The following is a 19,355-nucleotide window of genomic DNA, read 5'->3' as shown; positions in this document are numbered from 1 at the left end:
CCACCTTTATGACCAAAGCATAGCACAGGGCTATAAAAAATAAAATCATACGGTATGAGGTTTTAGCAGCATTATTTTAAATTATGTTATAATGAAACGATAAAGAATGTTTAATATTTAAGTGAGGCGATGATCATATGAAAGAGAAACCCATTTTTTTAAGTGATAAATTTGTTCCTGCTCAGCTTCCTGAAATTTGTGCTCCACGTAAAAGTCTATTAACACGTTTTGATGAAGCAGCAATGGATGGTTTTGTTTTTGTTTCTGCCCAAGGCGGCAGTGGCAAGACTGTGACTACATTATTATGGCTGAATAAAAACAAGCGAATCCCTGTATGGATAGGACTGGATCATTATGATAATTCACCCTCTGTATTTTATAAATTGCTGGCTACAGGTTTATATTCTCTTCAGCCTGATAATGAAAATATGGGACGTATTCTCACAGATATTGCTTTTTCTGCGACACCGGTTGAACATACTGTGGAATTGCTCAGCGAATTACGTCCAGAAACGGAAAGATATGTCATTGTACTTGATGATTTTCATTTGATTACGAATAATGAAATTATAAAATCGCTGCCAATCATTTTACGTCGGCTGCCTCATACCTTCACTGTCTTTATCTTATCGAGAGGCGATGTTCCTGTTGAACTTGAGCCTTTCATCAAAGATAAAAAGAGGAATGTTATACGCCGTGAATCACTTAGGTTTACAGAGACAGAAATTCGCCAATATTTGAATAAACTAGGTCACTTTCTCACTCCTGATGAAACTAAATTCATTTATATGGCAACCGATGGCTGGGCCATAGGTGTTAATGCCATCGCGCTTTCCGGAAAGATTGCTGATGGCAGCGGGGATGATTTTGCTCATTTTTTTAAGGACTTAGCATGGAATGCTTGGGATAGTAAGCTGCGAGATTTCTGTATGCGTACATCAATTGCCAGTGAATTTAATGCAGAATTGGCCGCGGCTTTATCCGGCAGATGCGATGCTGCTGAAGTAATGGAAGATTTAAGCCGTTCTAATTCCTTTTTAAGCAGGCTTCATGGAGATGTCTATCGTTATCATCATCTGTTTCAGGAATTTCTTCAAAAACAGCTGAATGAATCAGGTGCTGATATTGCATCACTATATAAAATCGCAGCTCGTTATTACAAAGACCATGAAGACTATTCAAAGGCTCTGCGTTTCTGGCTGATGAGCGGTGACTACAAAGGAACAGATAATTTTCTATTTCTTTTTCTGTTTCGGGGAAATAAAAATGGCGTTGCTGATTATGCGGATTTTCTGCATAGCTTTTTTGCTAACCCGCTGCCCGAAAGAGCCGCTAAAGAAGCACCAGTTCTGCATGTCTTATATGCTTGGTATTACTATTTGACAAGCCGTTATGAAGAATATGCTAAGCATATGGATGCTATACTTTTGAACTTACCCCGCATCGCTAAGGCAGGGAATGAATTTGTAGAATTTGCAATGTTGGCTTTTCATGTGGATTATCGGAGATCATTGAAAACTCAGGTCACTTTGTTTTATCTGTTTCGCGGTGTGCTGAAAAACTATACTCAAGCAGGGCTTGCTACAAGCATTGCTTCTTTTACTCATAATCTTCCATATATGCACCGCAGTAATCGAGACTACTCTGAAATTGCTTTAAATCCAAAAATACTGGATAAAATTGATACAACTTATGCACCGTTATTAGGGAAGGAATGGGAATATCTGCGGCCAGGTATTCTGGCATCTTTCACTTATGAGAAGAATGAGCTTGAAACCGCGTTGAAACAGAATACTGAGGTTTTGAATATGATTAAAGCGGAAAATAAGCCAGATGGCCGCATCTGTGTAATGGTGCTTCAGCATAGTATTCTCTGGCAATTAGGTTTATACAGTGAAGCTGGAAAAGCAATGGAAAGCTTATCTTCATATATTAATGAGTCTGCTCAATATTTTAGACCTAACTTAAATGCCTATCATACAAAATGGGCACTGTTTAATGGTGACAAATCCGCAGCGCGTGAATGGATTGATTGTTACTATGTAACGGATATTGATCATATTGAATTTTTCCGTTCTTTCCAACATTTCACCACGGCACGAGCCTATGCAGCTTTAGGCAATATGGAAAAGGCTTTGCATTATCTGCATCTGCTTCGTTCATTTGGAAGCAATCTGAATCGCCCCTTGGACAGATGTGAAGCAGGTGCAATCCTTTCAGTGCTTTACTGGATGATGAATCGAAAAAAAGAAGCAGAAGTCGAACTGATTGAAACACTTGAGATTCTGCAGCCTTATGGATTTATTCGAGTGGTTGCCGATGAAGGTAAAGCCATTGTTCCTGTGCTGAAAAGAATTTTGTTAAGAATTGCTGAGAAGGAGTATACAGGCCCGCTTACTCGAGCCTATGTTAATGATATTCTGTTAGCGGCATATAGCTTTGGTAATAAACATGTGGGATATATAAGTCACTCAGATAAAAAGCAGGATAAACCAGTTAAGTTGTCAAAGCAGCAGACTTACATGCTGGAACTTCTTTCTCAGGGTTATAAGAATGCCGAAATTGCTGAAATGACAGGTTTAAGCATTCCTACCATTAAATCACATACTTCTCTGGCATATAAAAAATTAGAAGTGAATAATGCAATGGATGCGATACTAAAAGCAAAGGAATTAGGAATCATCGAGTAATTTTCAATCTATCAAAAACCTGTAAAGGCTGCACATTGATAAGGATGTCTTGCTGATACGCGAGCCGTATTTATCTATTTGTGCTTTATTTGAAATAATCAATCAACAAATTCGTAAATTAAGTGAATTAACGTTAAGATAAAAGAAAAGAAGAAAAACTAATAAATAATCTGAAAATTCAGGAATGTGTCCTTGTGTCTATATTCCTGAATTTTTATGTCTATGACCGATCTGTTCTGATTAAGGTATTACCGGCTGATAATTCCAAGAAGCTTAACTTTTTATATCAGGTCACTTGTGGTATAATTTATAAGTCAGAATAGGCTCTAACGCTTATTTTGAAGTTTTAGAACAAAGAGAGGATACTGATTCATGAAGGGATACTTTATCACATTCGAGGGACCGGATGGCAGCGGAAAAACAACAATAAGTACAGAGGTACAAAAGCGATTAACAGCGGCAGGTTATGATGCCATCTATACAAGAGAGCCAGGCGGTATTGATATCGCTGAGCAGATACGGCGTGTAATCCTTGATCCAAAAAATGTTAATATGGACGCTAAAACAGAAGCTTTGCTTTATGCCGCAAGCCGCCGTCAGCATTTAATTGAGAAAGTATTGCCGGCTCTTGAAAAAGGGCAGATCGTGATTTGTGACCGATTTATAGATAGTTCATTAGCGTATCAGGGATATGCTAGAGGCTTAGGCATCGAAGAGGTGTTCCGCATCAACGAATTTGCGATTGAAGGACATTTTCCAGATGCAACCGTTTATTTGAATCTTGCCTATGAGGAAGGACTTAAACGGATTGAAACAAGAGCATTTAAAGATCGTCTTGATCTTGAAACAACTAATTTTCATAAGCTGGTTTCTAAGGGCTATGAAGAAGTTCTTAAGAAATATAAGCACCGCATGAAAATCGTTGATGCCAGTCAAGATATTGAACATGTATTAAATGATTCCATGAACTATGTGCTGGAGCTGATTAAAAATGTTTAAAGAACGTCTGTGTAAAGAACAGCCAATTGCTTATAAAATATTAGAAAATGCACTTATTTCAGAACATTATGCCCATGCCTACTTGTTAGTTGGTGAAAAAGGTACACCTAAAAAAGAAACGGCGATTTTATTGGCACAAAGTCTGCTGTGTGATGAAAAAGGCTTCGCCTGTGAAGTCTGCAACACATGTCAGCGAATTGCTGAACATAATTATGCGGATTTTATCTTTGTGGATGGTGAGAAAACCTCAATTAAGAAGCAGGATATATTGGGAATACAAGAAGAGTTTAATAAAACCTCAGTAGAAGCTAAAGGTAAAAAAATTTATGTTTTGCATTATGCTGAAAATGCAACCTTAGATGCGTTAAACAGCTTATTGAAATTTCTTGAGGAACCTGTGCAGGATGTCTTCGCGATTCTCACTGTGGAACAGCTTGACCGCTTGCTGCCGACAATTCAGTCAAGATGTCAAAATATACCGCTGCGCAAAGCGAATGTCAGCACTTGCTATGAATATTGTATGAAAGAGAATATTGATCCATTAGATGCCTATTTGCTTTCGCATTTATCAGGATGCTGGGAAGAGATTGTATTAAAGCTTGAGGATGAAAATTATCAGCAGGCACGAATCATGGCAATGGATACGATACAGAAATTACATATAAGTCCGGATCAGGCGTTAGTTCATTTGCAGCGTGAAGGGTTTAAAGATAAAAAAGGTTCTGATAAGCTGCAGTTTATGATGTTTTTAGATATATTAAGTATCTTCTTTAAAGATTGTATCAAGGGTAAAACAATATGTACCAGTCAATCATGGTTAAATGCTATGAAGTCATATGATGCAAAGGATTGTATTGCTTATTTAAGCGCCTGTATGGAAGCAAAAGATAAATGCGGCCGTTCGGTTAATTTAAGTTTATTATGCGATCAGCTGATTGCGAAAATGAAGGAGTTGAAACAATGAGTGAAGAGAATGAAAAGAAAGTGACGGAGAATAAGAAACGTCCAAATCACAACCGACATCGTCAAAATAAAGAAAATAAAAAGAAGAATGAAGAAGCTGTTAATGAAAGTATCAAGACTGAACAGCCTAAGAATACACAAGATACGAAAAAGACAAGCCATAAGAATGAAACGAATCCTGAACCGGTTAAAAAGGAAGCTGTGAAAAAGGAAGTTCATCAGCAGGAGAACCGGCCTAGAGAAAATAAACCAGCTGGTAAGACAGTTCATTATGACTATATCGCTTTTGTATGTTTTAAAGAGTCTAAAAAGATTTATACTTTTGGTACTAATGACAGCAGTCTTAAGGTGAATGATTCTGTAGTCGTAGAAACGGTTCGCGGTCTTGAGGTTGGCGAAATAGTGAAAGAAAGCCGTGCTTTCTGTGAAGTGCCGACGGATTTGGAAATCAAACCCATTCTGCGTAAGGCTACACCAAAGGATTTAAAAGATATTGAGAATAATGTGAAAGCGGCTAAGGAGGCTATGAAGGTCTGTGAGGCAGCAATTAATCGTTTGAATTTAGATATGCGTTTGATTGATGCGGAATATACACTGGATCGCAGTAAAATCATTTTCGTTTATGTGGCGGATGATCGTGTTGATTTCCGTGACCTGCTTAAAGATCTTGCGACACAGTTTAAATGCCGTATTGAATTAAGACAGATTGGACCTCGTAATAAGGCAAAGATTGTCGGCGGTTTAGGCGCATGCGGAATGGAAACCTGCTGTTCACGGTTTATGAATGACTTTGATGTAGTATCAATTAACATGGCTAAGAATCAGCTTTTAGCATTAAATGTGCAGAAGCTGTCTGGTCAGTGCGGTAAATTAATGTGCTGTTTAAAGTTTGAGGATTCGCAATATAAGCAAATGCGTGAAGGATTGCCAAAAATGAATTCACAGATTGAATATAAAGGAAATCGATATCGGATCACAAGCTTAAATGTCTTATTGAAGCAAGTAAAAATTGAAAATAAAGAAGATGTTCAATTCCTTGACTTCTCTGAGCTATGGCCTGAAATTGATTGGTCAAAACGATGAAAAGGCAGAAAAGCTTTGAGAATGGCAAAGCGACTTTATATTTAGTAGCTACGCCTATTGGCAATCTTGAAGAATTAACACCAAGAGCAATCAGAATCCTAAATGAAGTAGATATTATTGCTGCAGAGGATACTCGTAATACAATGAAGCTATTGTCGCATTTTGATATTAAAACCCGCTGCATCGCTCATCATTCACATAATGAACATGAGAGTGCAAAGGGGTTGCTTAATCTGCTTGATGAAGGTAAAAATATCGCAGTTGTGTCAGACGCCGGTTATCCGCTGGTTTCTGATCCTGGCCAGGTGATTGTACAGCTGGTTATTGAAGCAGGTTACAATGTTGTGCCGATTTCAGGGGCCAGTGCCGGTTTAAACGCGTTAGTCGCGTCTGGTATCTGCGCACAGCCATATATGTTTGTCGGCTTTTTGAAGGCAAGTGAAAATGAGCGGCGTAAAGAGTGTCTTGAATTAAAGGGTATCAGACAAACTTTAATTTTTTATGAAGCACCGCATCGTATTAAGAAAATGCTGGAAACATGTCTGGATGTTTTTGGTGATCGTTTTATATGTCTGGCTAGAGAGCTGACTAAAAAACATGAAGAATTTATCCGCGGCAGAATATCCGAAATTATTGAAATTGTTGATGATTTAAAAGGTGAAATGGTTATTGTTATGGAAGGCAGCAAGGAAACAGCGATTCAGCCGGAAATCTTCCCGCCGCTTTATGAGCATATTAATTCATATATTTCACAGGGATACAGCACCAATGAAGCGATTAAAAAGGTTGCGAAAGAACGCGGTGTATCAAAAAATCAGATTTATAAAGAGTATCATGCCAGTTAGCTTGTAAAATCTGCTGACAGGTAATATAATTAAAAAAGGAAAAAACTGGGAACTAATTTTTTTATCGTCGATTAGGACAAATACCGACAGGTCGATGAGCGGGAAAGGGTAAATATGAAAAAAGGAAGTCTTCCAGTTATCAATGAGTATCATCCATTAACGGGGTTATATAATTTTGATGCCTTTTTTAAAAAAGCGGCAGAAATCATCGAAGAAAACGATAAATACCCCATGTGTATTATCAGTTTAGATATTGAGCATTTTAAGATTTATAATGATTGGTATGGCCGTAAAGCAGGTGACCGACTCTTAAATTTGCTGGCAGGGGATATTAAAAAAGCGGCTGAAAGTGCCGGAACTATTGCCGGTCATTTTGGGAATGATGATTTTGCGCTGTTATATCCGGTGACCGACGATTTAGAAAAATGGTTGGCTAAACAAATTGAGGAATTTGCTAAATATACAGATGCTATCAGAGAGTTTTTGCTGAAGGTTGGAATCTGTGAAATTAATCATTCTATGAGTCCGGCTGAAGCTTATGACTGTGCGCAGCTGGCATTAAAGTCAATTGAAGGAATTCATGATCAACGGGTTGTTAAGTATGACTGCGACATGAAAAGAAAACTGATGAGTGAACAGTTTTTAACGCAGGAAATAAGACAGGCATTAAAAAAGAAGGAATTCACTTGTTATATGCAGCCTAAATGTCAGATTGATACAGGTGAAGTGATCGGCTTAGAGGCATTGGTTCGCTGGCGTCATCCTAATGATGGAATCGTAGGACCCGATGTGTTTATTCCCATTTTGGAACGTAATCGAACAGTTCATCAGCTTGATCTATTCGTATGGGAACTAGTTTGCAGTCAGCTTCATGAGTGGATCAAAGAAGGTCTTCACGTAGTGCCTGTTTCAGTCAATGTATCACGAATTGATTTTTATTCTTTGGATTTGCTGTCTATCTTTAAAGGATTATTAACTAAATATGATCTGTCGGCTGATTTGATTGAGCTGGAAGTAACTGAAAGCGCCTATATTGAGGATTATAAAATTGTTACGGATACAATTGATCAATTAAGCAAAGCGGGTTTCAGGATATCAATTGATGACTTCGGAAGTGCCTATTCTTCGCTGAATATGCTGAAGGATATTGAAGTTTCAGTGTTAAAATTGGATATTAAGTTCATTCAATTTAACAGAAAAAACCTTTTGCGGACGATGGCAATTTTAAAAGCAATTAAACAAATGGCAAGAGATTTAGGGCAGACTATCATCGTAGAAGGTGTAGAGACGCAGGAACAGGTAAATCTTTTAAAACAACTGGATTATCATTATGCGCAAGGTTATTATTTTTATCATCCATTGACGATTGATCAGGCAGCCAGTTTGCTGAAGCCTGCAAAAGTTATGAATTAAAAGCTATCATTATTGAAGTTCAAAGGGATTTCAATAAGATAGCTTTTTTTGTTTATAATGGTTCAGAATGTGAACTGTGTCAAAAAGTATACTTTATGAGACACTTGATTTATCTCTATTATAGGCTGAATTATATCATTTGTAAACTGAATTTGGACATTTTTGTACTGAAAATGGTCTAAAAAGCACTGTCTTACAAAGTATACTTTATAAGATTTATACTTTGCTGACTGGCATTAACTTGATGATCTTACCCATAAGTTTATATATGGAGATAATCATCTTCAATGAGTATTATCTCCGCCGTTAAAAAGAGTGATGTTTTTTTCCCAAGTTCCATCACTCTTTTTTCTATACTGCAGGCTATTAAAAGTTGAATACACTGGCCCAATCAAATTCAGCGGATGCCTCATAGCTTTTCGGCCACTTCTGACACCATTAAACAAACCTCATCATAATAACGAAGCATGCGTACAAAAACCTGAGTCAGTTTTGAAAATTCACTGATTTTAAACATCATGAATTTCATTATAATGTCTGTTCCTTAATCAATGGAATAAAAATTTCAGTAATATATGCTAATTCCGAAGGCGGAATTTGAATGCCAAAGGTTTCATTCACATAACGCAGGTGATTTTCAATCAGCTGAATCAGCTTGCTGTGTTCCTTAGTGAAGCGTTTTAATTTCTGATAATCAAGCGGTTCTTTGCGGATTACCCTTTCCAGCATGCTGGTTGTATGAGTGATAAACTTTACTAGAATTGATTCATCTGATTGAATATGCAGTTCATCAAGGATACCGTTTAATGAAACCAATAAAGTATCCACTGCCTTCTGCGGATTGATAAAGGTTAATATTTCGCCAAGAAAATCATCTGTCAGCCTTTGAATAAATTGAGAGTTGCTGGCCTCATTTTCGATGGCCGGGTTTTCAAGATTCTCAAAAGCATCAAGTGAAATCGTATAATTAGCATCACTGCTGCGTAATTCATCAACAATTTTTATCAGCATTGGCAGATTTAAGCCGGTCATGACAGCGGTTTTTATCCCCGTTGCTTCATATACTGCGCTTTGTAAAGAGGTGAAGGGCATCATATCCGTAAGAATCAGTACACCGGAGCCTTGATTGACAAAGTGTGCCCGATCATAAATCTTAAGCAAGAATGCTTTTAATGATTCTTCATAGCCATAATCAAGCGCTTCAATTCTGAATTTATCCTTTTCTGTTGGGTTGATAAAACGCACCATTTCTTTCGCAATGCAGCTGCCATGACTGATTACTAAAACACCGATTGGTTTTTGATATAAGACCTGATAGATGGCTGATAAGAAATCACAGATACCTTCTTTTTCAATTTGACTGATCTTAATATTATAGATAGCATTCATGCTCTGTACGATATCATTGCTTAATTCAGTGAATAATGGCTGAGTATGTTCATTTACTTCTGGGGTGAAAGGTGCCGGTATATTATTTTTAGTACGCTTGATAGCATTGGCTACCTGTAAGATTAACCCAATAAATAAATTAGAGTTCAGGCTTAAATTGGTAAAAATCATTTCCCGGGTGATTATTTCATAGATTGTATCAACAGCGATGGGTGTAAGCATTGCTTTAATAGCGATCTGCTGACGCTTCGGCATGACTTTTAAAAGGGATAAACGCTGGGCTGTATATTCAGACAAACCGATATTGTCCTCGTTATCCTCTAATAATTGCACGTTATTCTCATCATGATATAAATACTGTGTATCACTGCATGTACCATTTTCATCAAAGAAGATGTTTTCATTAGGAAACTGATTCAGAATCAGCGAAATTTTCTTTTTGCTGTCACCATTATAAGTGCGGTTAAGCAGATCGTTTGATAGATGCTGGAAAGAAATTGTTAAGATCCTAGAATGGCTTTTTAGAATATCCAGATAAGCCCGTGAGCATGCGAGTTTGATCTCACTGCGCAGCTGAGTAATATTTGTTTTGTAGCGCGCTTGAACAAAACAGAATAAAACATCTTTAGAGAACCGAATCGGTAATTTAATATTTTTAGCTTCTTTACTGAAATAGCTTAATATTAATTCAATCTTTTCTTTAATATCACGCTGATCAATATCCGGCAGGCTGATTATGACTGGGAAGTATTTAGAAACAGAAATAATATTATCTGAATCAGCCTCTTCAGTTGTTGAGGCTAATATCATCGCGTTAACATCACGAAGATGTGACTCACCCGGTTTAGTATATGTACCCTTATGAATCAGATCAATCAGCAGTTCTTTTCCCTTGCTGTCAAGCTTCTGTACTTCATCAAAGAATAAAATACCGCCATTAGCTTGTTCAATTAAATTTTTAGTCCGTTTTTCTAAGCTGCCAAATAAGCGCAGCCGCAGCCGCTGAGCATTGTTTGCATAGTCCATACAGTTAATAATCACAAAATTAGCATTATGAGAAAACTTACCGGTTTCCATCGCGTAGTCATACATGTCATGGGCAAACTGCATTTTACCTATGCCAAGATTTCCGCACAATAAGGTAGGCAATCCATAAGGCGGGTAATTAATAGCTGCTTTTGCTGACAGAATTTGTTCAACAAGTGATCCGCGGGCGCCTACCTGCATATCGAATGAGGAAGCCTGATGTTTTGTTTTAGTTGGTTCATCACCAGCTTCCAGATAATCAGAAAGCTGCTTACCCTTGGGAATAAAGGTAGGTATATATTTAATAGGATATGCATTTACAAAATCCTCTAATGACAGATAAAGAATTGGTCTGCCTTGTATTTTAATTAATCGGCCTTCACGCCATAAGTCATTCAGCTCTTTAGAAGCATTGGAACGCTCGATTTTTAATATGATGGAAATGACATAAGCATCCATACCAATATTACTGTAATTCTTAGTGGCTATTGCTTTTTTGGTCAGATCCTGTACTACCTGATAGACTCTTTCTTTTCTTGAACTCTTAGTATCCATATACATCACAGCCTTTCTAAATAAAATTGTATCAAACTTTAATTATGAATAATACACAAGTTTGATAATATTTAAAAATATTTTATCTTATGTATCAAAATTGATAAAAAATTGATAAAAATATGTATTTATTTTAAGGTTTATCATTATAATATCGCTCATAAGCCTAAAATATCAATAATACACTTTAAATCTGTATTGCTTGTTTTGTATTTTTGACATGGATGTACTATGCTCATATAATGGTGTCAAAGGAAGTGGAAGAATGGCAAACTTATTAATTGTCAGTCATGGCAACCTGGCTAAGGAGATGACGGCGACAGCCAGAATGATTATGGGGGATTTTGAAGGTGTTCATGTACTTGGGCTTCAGGCTGATGATCACATTGAAACATTTTACGAAAAGATTAAAAAGGAATGTGAGCAGGCGTCTGAGGGTTTGCTGATACTCACTGATTTAGCTGGCGGAAGTCCTTTTATTCAGGCTTCAAGATGTTACTATGATATGTTTGAAAGAAAAACAATTGAGGTGGTTACAGGTACAAATCTCGCAATAGTAATTGAGTGCATCAGTCAGAGAGCCTATAAAGATGTGCATGAATTAAAAGAGCTTGCACTGTCCGTAGGGGCAGGATCAATAAAATCTTTTGAAATTAACAAGGAGGTGAAATAACATGAATTTCACATTAGCAAGAGTTGATGAAAGACTGGCACATGGTCAGATCATTACATCCTGGACAAAGTATTTAGGTGTATCAACGATATGGATCGTTGATGATCAGATCTGCAAGGATGATTTTATGAAGCAGGTGCTGCAGCTGTCTGCACCTTCCGGCATTAAGATTGAGATTTACAGTGTTCAGCAGGCCGTTGATAAAGCTGAACAGGAAAAAGATTCATCCGCTAAAGTATTATTATTGTTTAAGCGCATTCAGTATGTTTTAGATGCTGTGAAACAGGGGCTTGACATCAAGGAAGTGAATCTGGGTAATTTAGGTTCATTAGCTGGCCGTAAATCAATTTCAAAGAATGTAAACTTAAATCCCGCTGAAATTGAGATGGTTAAAGAATTAATGGAAAAAGGCCTGACCGTTTATCTCCAGATGCTTTATACAGATTCTAAAGTAGATATCAAAAATATGATATAGAAAGGTGGTAGAGTTTATGTTGCTGGTTTATGCAGTTATTGCAGGGTTGTTGTGCTGGATTATTTCATCTGGTGCGCCAATGTGGTCAAGATGGTCATTGTACTTTGGTGCTCCAATCATTGCAGGTGCATTCTGGGGACTTGTTCTGGGGGATTTAGGTTATGGTTTAGAAGTAGGTGCCACAATTATGATGGCATATCTTGGTTTAGTAGCTATAGGCGGCAGTATTCCAAGTGATCTCGCTTTAGCAGGTTATCTTGGTGTATTAATGACAATGCTTTCAGGTGCTGACGCATCTGTTGGCTTGGCAATAGCTGTTCCGCTTGGTGTTTTAGGATCATTATGTTCAACAGCCAAAATGTCATTAAATCCAATCTGGGTGCATATTGCGGATAAATATGCGGCAAAAGGCGATACCCGCGGTGTTATTTTAATGAATCGCGTAGGTTCACAAGTATTTCCATTCCTGACTTATTTTATTCCAGTATTCTTATGCGTCTATTTTGGTGCGCCGGTATTGGAAACATTAATGAATAATATACCTGCGAAATTATTAACGATTCTTTCGTTAATGGGTCATATGATTCCAGCCTTAGGTTTAGGTATGTTGTTTAATTCTATTTATAAGAAATCAATTCTGCCTTATTTGCTGATCGGTTTTGTATTTGCTTCATATTTTGGCGCTAATACAATGTCATTAGCAATCTTAGGTGTAGCAGGCGGCTTGCTGCATCTGTACTTCAAGAAGAAAGAGGAGGCGGCTTAATATGGAAGAAACAGTTAAAACTGAAAATCAGATTACTTTATCGAAAAAGGATTTGAATAAATCTTGGTGGTATTGGGTATGCTGGGGTCAAATCTGTTATAACTATGAGCGTATGATGGGACTTTGTTTCTGTCAGTCAATGATTCCGGTATTAAAGGGATTATATGGTGACGATAAAGAAAAGCTCGCGGAAGGTATGACGCGGCATCTGACGTTCTATAATACTGAAAATACATGGGGTGCGGTGATTCCAGGCATCGTAGCTTCTCTTGAAGAAGGAAGAGCTAACGGTCAGGATATTGATGATGAAACAATCGATAATTTGAAAACAGGTTTAATGGGTCCGCTGGCAGGCTTAGGTGATTCAATCACGCAAAGTTTAGTTAAGGTTATTCTGCTTTCAATTGCTATCGATATGGCTGTGCAAGGTTCAATTGTTGGCGTTCTGATTTTCGTTTTAGGCTTCTCAGCGTATGCGTTGGGTGTCAGCCACTTTGTATATTTCCAGGGTTATAAATTTGGTAAGACAGCAATTATGAAGATTCTTGGCAATGGCATGATTAAGGATATGACAGAGGCATTAGGCGCTCTGGGTATGATGATCCTCGGTGGCTTGATTGCGAATAATATTCCAGTAAAAACCGCTTTAACCTATTCTTTGCAGGGAATGTCAACAGAAGTTCAGGGCATGCTTGATTCAATTCTGCCTAATTTATTATCAGTTGCAACTTTTGGTGTTGTGGTCTATATGCTGAGAAAAGGCTGGAAACCGACTAAAATCATGATTTCTTTAATGCTCGCGTCGGTTGTGCTTGGCTTCTTTGGTATCTTAGCATAAGAAAGGATTCAATCTATGAACTATTTAGAAGAACACAAGAAAATATTCGGATGTGATAAACCAATTATTGGCTGTCTGCATCTGCTGCCTTTACCTGGCACCCCTTATTATAATGAGGAAACAACAATCGAAAAGAATATCGAACGCTTAAAGCATGATGCGGCGATTCTAATGGAAAATGGCGTGGATGCGGTAGTCTTTGCGAATGAGGGTGACCGTCCTTATCTGACATCAGTCGGCCCGGAAGTAATCGCTGCTTATGTGCGTGTAGTTACTGAAGTATTACCGATGATTCATGTACCATATGGCTGCGGATGTCTTATTGATCCGATTGCTACACTTGCGATTGCGAAAGCAATTGGCGCCAAATTTATTCGTACTTATGTAACAAATAGTTATGAGGGTACGTTTGGTCATCAAGAATTCTGTCCGGCTGAAGTATTCAGATACCGTCATCAGATCGATGCCGATGATGTGCATGTTTATACTTATTTTGATGCACACGCTGGAGTATGCTTGGATACACGCCCAATTGAAGCTCAAATTTCCAGCGGCTTAGCTGCGCTGCCGATTTCTGGTATTCTCGTTGGTGGGCCGCGGGCTGGATTACCGCCGGAAACGAGTGCATTTGCAAATGTAAAAAAAGCATTCCCGGAGATTCCATTGATTCTAGGAAGCGGTGCAAATAAAGACAATATTGCTGATTTAATGCCTTATTGTGATGGTTTGATTGTTGGCACAACAACAAAGCGTGATCAATATCTGTATAATGAAATGGACCCAGAGCGGGCAAAGGAATTCATTGCAGCGGCTAAGGCAGCAAGGAAATAACAAAATGAGGAGATCTGCAGTTAAATGCAGACCTCCTTTTTAGTACGATTTTTAATTATTTTATTTTGCAGGTGCTGAAGGGCAGCAATCATTGCAACTGGCAATATCTTGTATAATTTCGTATACTTATAATATCAAGGTGATAAATATGAAAAAAAAGCTGACGAGTTTCCTGTTGATGGTAATGATTACTGGCTGTGTTCAGACACCGCCAAATATAGAGAAGCCTAAAGAGCCTGTGGAACAGGAGAGTTCAAAAGAAACTAAATATGTTAAGAAAATTGATGAAACAAAAGATTGGTGTATATAGATAGTAAAATTGAATTGCCCATTGACACTAAGATTAGTTATCCATTAGTAGTTCAGAGTTTGATTGATGAAGAAACATTGTATATTGAAATACCTGTTATCAATATTCAAACTGAAGAAATTCAACAATTAAATGAGCGAATCAGAGAAAATCAGGAAGAACTTTACACAGAATTTGGTGAATTTGAAGGGGTGCCTACGTTCGCATTTTCTACAGTAAAAATATACCGATTTCAAGATATTTGTTCTTTAGTAATACGGACAAGGAGAACAGCATATAATGATATACCAAGACCAGAATATACAATATACAACTTAAACATAAAAGACGGTAAGTTACTGAGTAATTCTGATTTGTTAAGCTTATTCAATTTAAATAATAAGGATATTGAAGCTAATCTATTAAATTCATTAGAGGAACGCGGTATAAAAGCTTGTGAAATTAAAAAAGAAGAAGGTGCTTTAGCGCCTTCAATGCCATGTTACCCTGATCTCAATGAAACAGTAAATGGCACATTGCAGCCAATCATTCCTATTGATGAAGATTCAAAGATTTATATAGATAACGATGGAGGATTAAATTATTATCCTGATCTTTATAAAGTTTCACCTGATTTATCAGAGTTTAAAATTAACTAAAGATGTCTTGTTCAACTTAGAGTCAGCAAACGGACAAAGTAATGTTTAAAACTAACTGTTAGGATACTTCTACGCAAAAGGTATAGAAAACCAATTTATATAAAGATAACAGAGAATGTCATAGGATAATAAAAAACCGCCAGTTTTTTTTGAATCAAGAGCTCCAATTGCCCAACATTCTAAAACTGAACGGTTCCTTACATAAGGGTAGCATGAAATAATCAGAAATTCAATAATGAAAAAGCTTTTGATTACAAGATTGCTATGCAAGTGTTATGCATGATGGTAAAAAAAACGCCGATAATTCAGCGTTTTATTCAACAAATGGTGCAGAAGAAGGGATTTGAACCCTCACGCACGTGTGTGCACTGCCACCTGAAGACAGCGTGTCTGCCGTTTCACCACTTCTGCATCTGCTTGATAATTTTAACCTATTTTAACTAAATTATCAAGACTAAAAGTGATTTCTTTTGAAAAATAACCGATTTTCTGGCAGATTGTCTTAAGTTGAAGTTAGAATATGATATTATAATAAATTTCAAGATGGATATGCTCTCCGAACAAACGATATAGCTTCCCCTTAATCATCTGTTTATTTTTTAAACATTACAGTAAAAACAGTGCCTCTATTAGGCTGGCTATCTACATCAATTTCAGCATCATGTTTTTTTATTATATCATTCACCAACGATAAACCTAACCCTGATCCGCCCATTAACCGTGAACGGGACTGATCTGCACGATAAAATGGTTCGAATATATGCTGCATATCTTCATCATTAATACCGATGCCGCTGTCACTGACAGATACCTTGATTTTAGCACCCTCTTCGATAGCCGTTATCAGAATAGTGCCATTTTCAATATTATACTTAATCGCGTTTTCCACAAGATTAAACAAGGCGCGGTAAAGCATCACAGCATTTCCTTTAAGCTTTATATCATCAGAAATCTGCATTGTAACCTGTAAATGCCGGCTGTCGATTTGTGCTGTAAGCTCATCAACTATGCGTGTGAAAACATCTTGTATGTCTATGATATCATTCATATCACATTCTTTATCTGAGGATAACGTAAATAAATTTTCTACTAACTCAATCATTCGCTCAGTATTTGCTTTTGTAACTGTTAATGCCCATTCCATTTGTTCCTGTGTAGGCTTTTCATCAAGCTCTAAGACATCAAGACCAACCTGTATCGTTGCCAGCGGTGTTTTTAACTCATGAGCCGCGTTTGCGCTGAATCTTTTCTGCCGTTCAAAGGAACTATTGACTTTATCCATCATCGTATTAAATGATTTGCTTAACTGACTTATCTCATCCTCGCGCTCAGTAGTTTCTACATGCAGCGATAAATCATTGTCACTGACCTTTTCAATCGCTGAAGATAACTCTCTGACAGGCTTCAATGCCTTGCCAGCCATCAGCCAGGCTGCCGCGCCGCCAAGCAGAGTGATTAAACATAAGCCGGCGATTCCCCATAAGTTAAATTGGCGTGTGGCCTGTGTTAAAGTAACCACTATATCAATATTGTTATAGGAAGGATCGGTCTCTGACTCTTGATCCAACGTTTTAGAGTCAACAGGAGCAGCCGAAGGTTCAGCTGCCTTAAATGTTAATGCGACATCTGAATCAGGAGCGGTAAAAACGATTGGCAGATCCTTCACAAAAATTCGGTCTGCGTTAAACATAAAGAAACATGTCAGAAGAACAGCCATACTAGTAGTCAGCAGTGTGGATAACAATGTTAATCTAGCCCGCAGTGATAATTTTTTCAGCATTCAGCATCCTCCTTATTAATTACATAACCAGCCCCTCTTATATTTTTAATAATATTCTCATCACTGAAGGCTGCCAGCTTTCGCCGAATGGTACTGATGTATACCTTGATTTGATTGGAAAAAGGATCTGCTTCACTGTCACAGACATGTTCAAGCAATTCCTCAGCACTGACCGGCCGTCCCATATTCATCATTAAATATTCTAGAATTGAAAACTCACGCATCGATAATTCAATAGGTATACCCTTAAAGCTGGCCTGCTTTTTATTTGTATCCAGATAAAGACCGCCCCGTGAAAGGGCAGCCTCATTCTGAATAAAGGTACGCCGAAGCAGGACACGTACACGAGCCTCAAGTTCCTTAAAATGAAAGGGCTTGGTCATATAATCGCTGGCCCCTCCATCTAATCCTTCAATCTTATCACTGATATTACAGCGCGCGGACAGAATCAGCACTTTAGCTGGCAGATTCTTTTCACGGATATGTTTAAGCACATTTAAACCATCCATGCCGGGAAGATTAAGATCAAGGATCACTAAATCATAATCATTGTATTCACAAAGCTCGACAGCATCTTGACCGTTATCGGCAGTATCTACGGCATAACCGCTTTTTCGCATACCATAGCATAATGCCTGCTGCATATCTTTTTCATCTTCTACAATCAAAATCTTCATCTGCCTCACATCCTTATCTGTTTATTTAAACAATCACAATATTAAACTTTATTTTGCTTTTTTGAAAGTAATAGTCACATTACTGTCATCAAGAGTACCAGTTGTTGTGGTAATATAAACCTTTTCCCCGTTATCCATGATGAAGGTATCACCTTTTTCATCATTGCCTAATTCTAAATTCTGAATTTCACCTTCAGTATCGCCGCCGTCAATGACTATAGAGCTTTCTTCAACTGTAACACTAGGTGTAATTTCTGCCGCAATCTCTGTTTCACCAGCTGCGAATGCTGGTAATGCGGTAAGCATAGTAAGCGCTGAAGCGCTAAGTAAACCAAATGCAATTTTTTTAATCATGTTATGATCCTCCTTTAGTATTCATCAGATGTGAGTACTTGTGATTGCATGGTTACTATACCAAAACGATGGTTAAAGAAAAGTTAGAGGATCAAGGAATTTTTAAATGTCTGTTATCACAAACAATTAATATAATAAATATAACGCATCTTGTCGGTCATAGCAAAATTAAACGATGCATTATTTACGGCACGATGAATAAAAAAGCTTATATTTGCATTATTTTACGAAATAGCTTGACTATTGGGCTGATAAAGCTTATGATGAACAAGTAATTCAAAGCAATATCTATGATTCACTTATTCACATTCGAGAGTTGTATTTATGTCTTAGGTACAAGGAAGAATGTGTTTTTTTATACCTATCGACTTCAGCTTGTTTACAGAACAAAATGGAGGTACTAAAATGAGTACAGGAACAGTTAAATTTTTTAATGCAGAAAAGGGCTATGGTTTTATTACTGAAGAAAGCGGAAAAGAAATTTTCATTCATTATTCAGCAATTCAAATCGATGGCTATAAGACTTTAAATGAAGGTCAGCGTGTAAGATTTGCCATTGTTGAAGGAAATCGCGGCGAACAGGCTGCTGACGTTACTTTAATTGCTTAATTAAAAACATGAAAAGTGTTGAAATTCGTTATGAGTTTCAGCACTTTTTTATTATATAGGAAATTTCATTTTCAAGCATCAAAGCACCAATATCTCATTATGCAGAGAAATTAGAAAGAGCAGTCAGATTACCGCATAATACCGCCGGTAAAGCCGTAGCTTATGAACTCTATGACCATGGTGAATATTTCATCATCAAAGCGATCATTGAGGTGGAACCCAAAATGATAGTGACAGGCAGTATCGGTATCGATATCAATGTGGATCATATCGCGGTTGCCTACATCGATCGGCAAGGCAATCTGTGCAGACAGCAGATTCTGCCGATGAAGTTAAAGGGAAAGAAAAGGAATTTTCTTGTATTTAAACAGCCATGTGCTTTAAGCCTTACTGTAAGATAAATGAAGATTTGGCAGGATATATCAGCTAAGGATGACTTTT

Annotated in this window: 19 protein-coding genes and 1 tRNA gene; 15 read left to right on the top strand and 5 right to left on the bottom strand. The window is 37.4% G+C overall.

Translation table 11 applies throughout. The annotated features are described in order from the left end of the window. Positions 1-137: 137 nt before the first annotated feature. The 6 genes from DWZ33_RS13250 (at position 138) to DWZ33_RS13225 (ending at position 7,993) form a co-directional block, all read left to right on the top strand. Positions 138-2,690: a winged helix-turn-helix domain-containing protein gene (locus DWZ33_RS13250; RefSeq protein ID WP_118455155.1), complete on the top strand. Its 2,553-nt coding sequence runs from the start codon at positions 138-140 to the stop codon at positions 2,688-2,690. Between the two features lie 372 nt (positions 2,691-3,062). Further along, positions 3,063-3,689, top strand: a complete 627-nt coding sequence (gene tmk / locus DWZ33_RS13245) for a dTMP kinase (RefSeq protein WP_022939421.1) — start codon at positions 3,063-3,065, stop codon at positions 3,687-3,689. Then, positions 3,682-4,653, top strand: coding sequence for a hypothetical protein (locus tag DWZ33_RS13240; RefSeq protein WP_022939422.1), 972 nt, complete (start codon positions 3,682-3,684; stop codon positions 4,651-4,653). Before tmk ends, DWZ33_RS13240 begins: the two co-directional genes overlap by 8 nt. After that, a complete protein-coding gene (gene ricT, locus DWZ33_RS13235) occupies positions 4,650-5,735 on the top strand; it encodes a regulatory iron-sulfur-containing complex subunit RicT (RefSeq protein ID WP_118455153.1) in 1,086 nt (361 codons plus the stop codon). Before DWZ33_RS13240 ends, ricT begins: the two co-directional genes overlap by 4 nt. After that, positions 5,732-6,580, top strand: coding sequence for a 16S rRNA (cytidine(1402)-2'-O)-methyltransferase (rsmI, locus tag DWZ33_RS13230; RefSeq protein ID WP_022939424.1), 849 nt, complete (start codon positions 5,732-5,734; stop codon positions 6,578-6,580). Before ricT ends, rsmI begins: the two co-directional genes overlap by 4 nt. Positions 6,581-6,694: 114 nt before the next feature. Then, a complete protein-coding gene (locus tag DWZ33_RS13225; RefSeq protein ID WP_118455151.1) occupies positions 6,695-7,993 on the top strand; it encodes a putative bifunctional diguanylate cyclase/phosphodiesterase in 1,299 nt (432 codons plus the stop codon). 528 nt (positions 7,994-8,521) lie between these two features. On the opposite strand, the gene DWZ33_RS13215 is transcribed toward DWZ33_RS13225, so the two are convergent. Then, a complete protein-coding gene (locus DWZ33_RS13215; protein WP_182425717.1) occupies positions 8,522-10,963 on the bottom strand; it encodes a PRD domain-containing protein in 2,442 nt (813 codons plus the stop codon). Between the two features lie 265 nt (positions 10,964-11,228). Between DWZ33_RS13215 and DWZ33_RS13210 the strand changes: the two genes are divergently transcribed. From DWZ33_RS13210 to DWZ33_RS13185, 7 genes are all read left to right on the top strand, one after another. Next, on the top strand, positions 11,229-11,636 hold the full coding sequence (locus DWZ33_RS13210) for a PTS sugar transporter subunit IIA (protein ID WP_182425715.1): 408 nt from the start codon (positions 11,229-11,231) through the stop codon (positions 11,634-11,636). 1 nt (position 11,637) lies between these two features. Next, positions 11,638-12,111 (top strand): PTS sugar transporter subunit IIB, encoded by a 474-nt coding sequence (locus tag DWZ33_RS13205; RefSeq protein WP_022939430.1) that lies wholly within the window; start codon positions 11,638-11,640, stop codon positions 12,109-12,111. 16 nt (positions 12,112-12,127) lie between these two features. Further along, the gene (locus DWZ33_RS13200) at positions 12,128-12,877 is read left to right on the top strand and encodes a PTS mannose/fructose/sorbose/N-acetylgalactosamine transporter subunit IIC (RefSeq protein ID WP_022939431.1); all 750 of its coding nucleotides are present in this window, start codon (positions 12,128-12,130) and stop codon (positions 12,875-12,877) included. Position 12,878: 1 nt separating this feature from the next. After that, entirely contained in the window at positions 12,879-13,715 is an 837-nt protein-coding gene (locus DWZ33_RS13195; protein ID WP_118455146.1) for a PTS system mannose/fructose/sorbose family transporter subunit IID, read from the top strand. 15 nt (positions 13,716-13,730) lie between these two features. Then, positions 13,731-14,546 carry a BtpA family protein gene (locus DWZ33_RS13190; protein ID WP_022939433.1) on the top strand — a complete coding sequence of 272 codons (816 nt, stop codon included), beginning with the start codon at positions 13,731-13,733 and terminating at the stop codon, positions 14,544-14,546. 148 nt (positions 14,547-14,694) lie between these two features. After that, entirely contained in the window at positions 14,695-14,856 is a 162-nt protein-coding gene (locus DWZ33_RS18015; protein WP_182425713.1) for a hypothetical protein, read from the top strand. A 59-nt stretch (positions 14,857-14,915) separates the two neighbouring features. Then, positions 14,916-15,494 (top strand): hypothetical protein, encoded by a 579-nt coding sequence (locus DWZ33_RS13185; RefSeq protein ID WP_147352895.1) that lies wholly within the window; start codon positions 14,916-14,918, stop codon positions 15,492-15,494. Between the two features lie 325 nt (positions 15,495-15,819). Here DWZ33_RS13185 and DWZ33_RS13180 read toward each other — a convergent pair. The 4 genes from DWZ33_RS13180 to DWZ33_RS13165 form a co-directional block, all read right to left on the bottom strand. Next, positions 15,820-15,905: transfer RNA gene (locus tag DWZ33_RS13180), tRNA-Leu, on the bottom strand. A gap of 181 nt (positions 15,906-16,086) precedes the next feature. Beyond that, on the bottom strand, positions 16,087-17,274 hold the full coding sequence (locus DWZ33_RS13175) for a HAMP domain-containing sensor histidine kinase (protein WP_118455142.1): 1,188 nt from the start codon (positions 17,272-17,274) through the stop codon (positions 16,087-16,089). After that, on the bottom strand, positions 17,268-17,951 hold the full coding sequence (locus DWZ33_RS13170) for a response regulator transcription factor (protein ID WP_118455140.1): 684 nt from the start codon (positions 17,949-17,951) through the stop codon (positions 17,268-17,270). Before DWZ33_RS13170 ends, DWZ33_RS13175 begins: the two co-directional genes overlap by 7 nt. Before the next feature lie 48 nt (positions 17,952-17,999). Continuing rightward, positions 18,000-18,305 (bottom strand): hypothetical protein, encoded by a 306-nt coding sequence (locus DWZ33_RS13165; protein WP_118455138.1) that lies wholly within the window; start codon positions 18,303-18,305, stop codon positions 18,000-18,002. A 405-nt stretch (positions 18,306-18,710) separates the two neighbouring features. Here DWZ33_RS13165 and DWZ33_RS13160 point away from each other — a divergent pair, with 405 nt between their 5' ends. Then, complete coding sequence (locus tag DWZ33_RS13160; RefSeq protein WP_022939298.1) at positions 18,711-18,914, top strand: cold-shock protein; 204 nt, start codon at positions 18,711-18,713, stop codon at positions 18,912-18,914. A 224-nt stretch (positions 18,915-19,138) separates the two neighbouring features. Then, entirely contained in the window at positions 19,139-19,315 is a 177-nt protein-coding gene (locus DWZ33_RS18010; RefSeq protein WP_182425711.1) for a hypothetical protein, read from the top strand. Positions 19,316-19,355: the final 40 nt, after the last annotated feature.

The sequence above is a fragment of the Dielma fastidiosa genome (assembly GCF_003475485.1).
GTDB classification, from domain to species: Bacteria; Bacillota_I; Bacilli_A; order Erysipelotrichales; family Erysipelotrichaceae; genus Dielma; species Dielma fastidiosa.
This window is presented reverse-complemented; position numbering and strand designations above follow the sequence as displayed.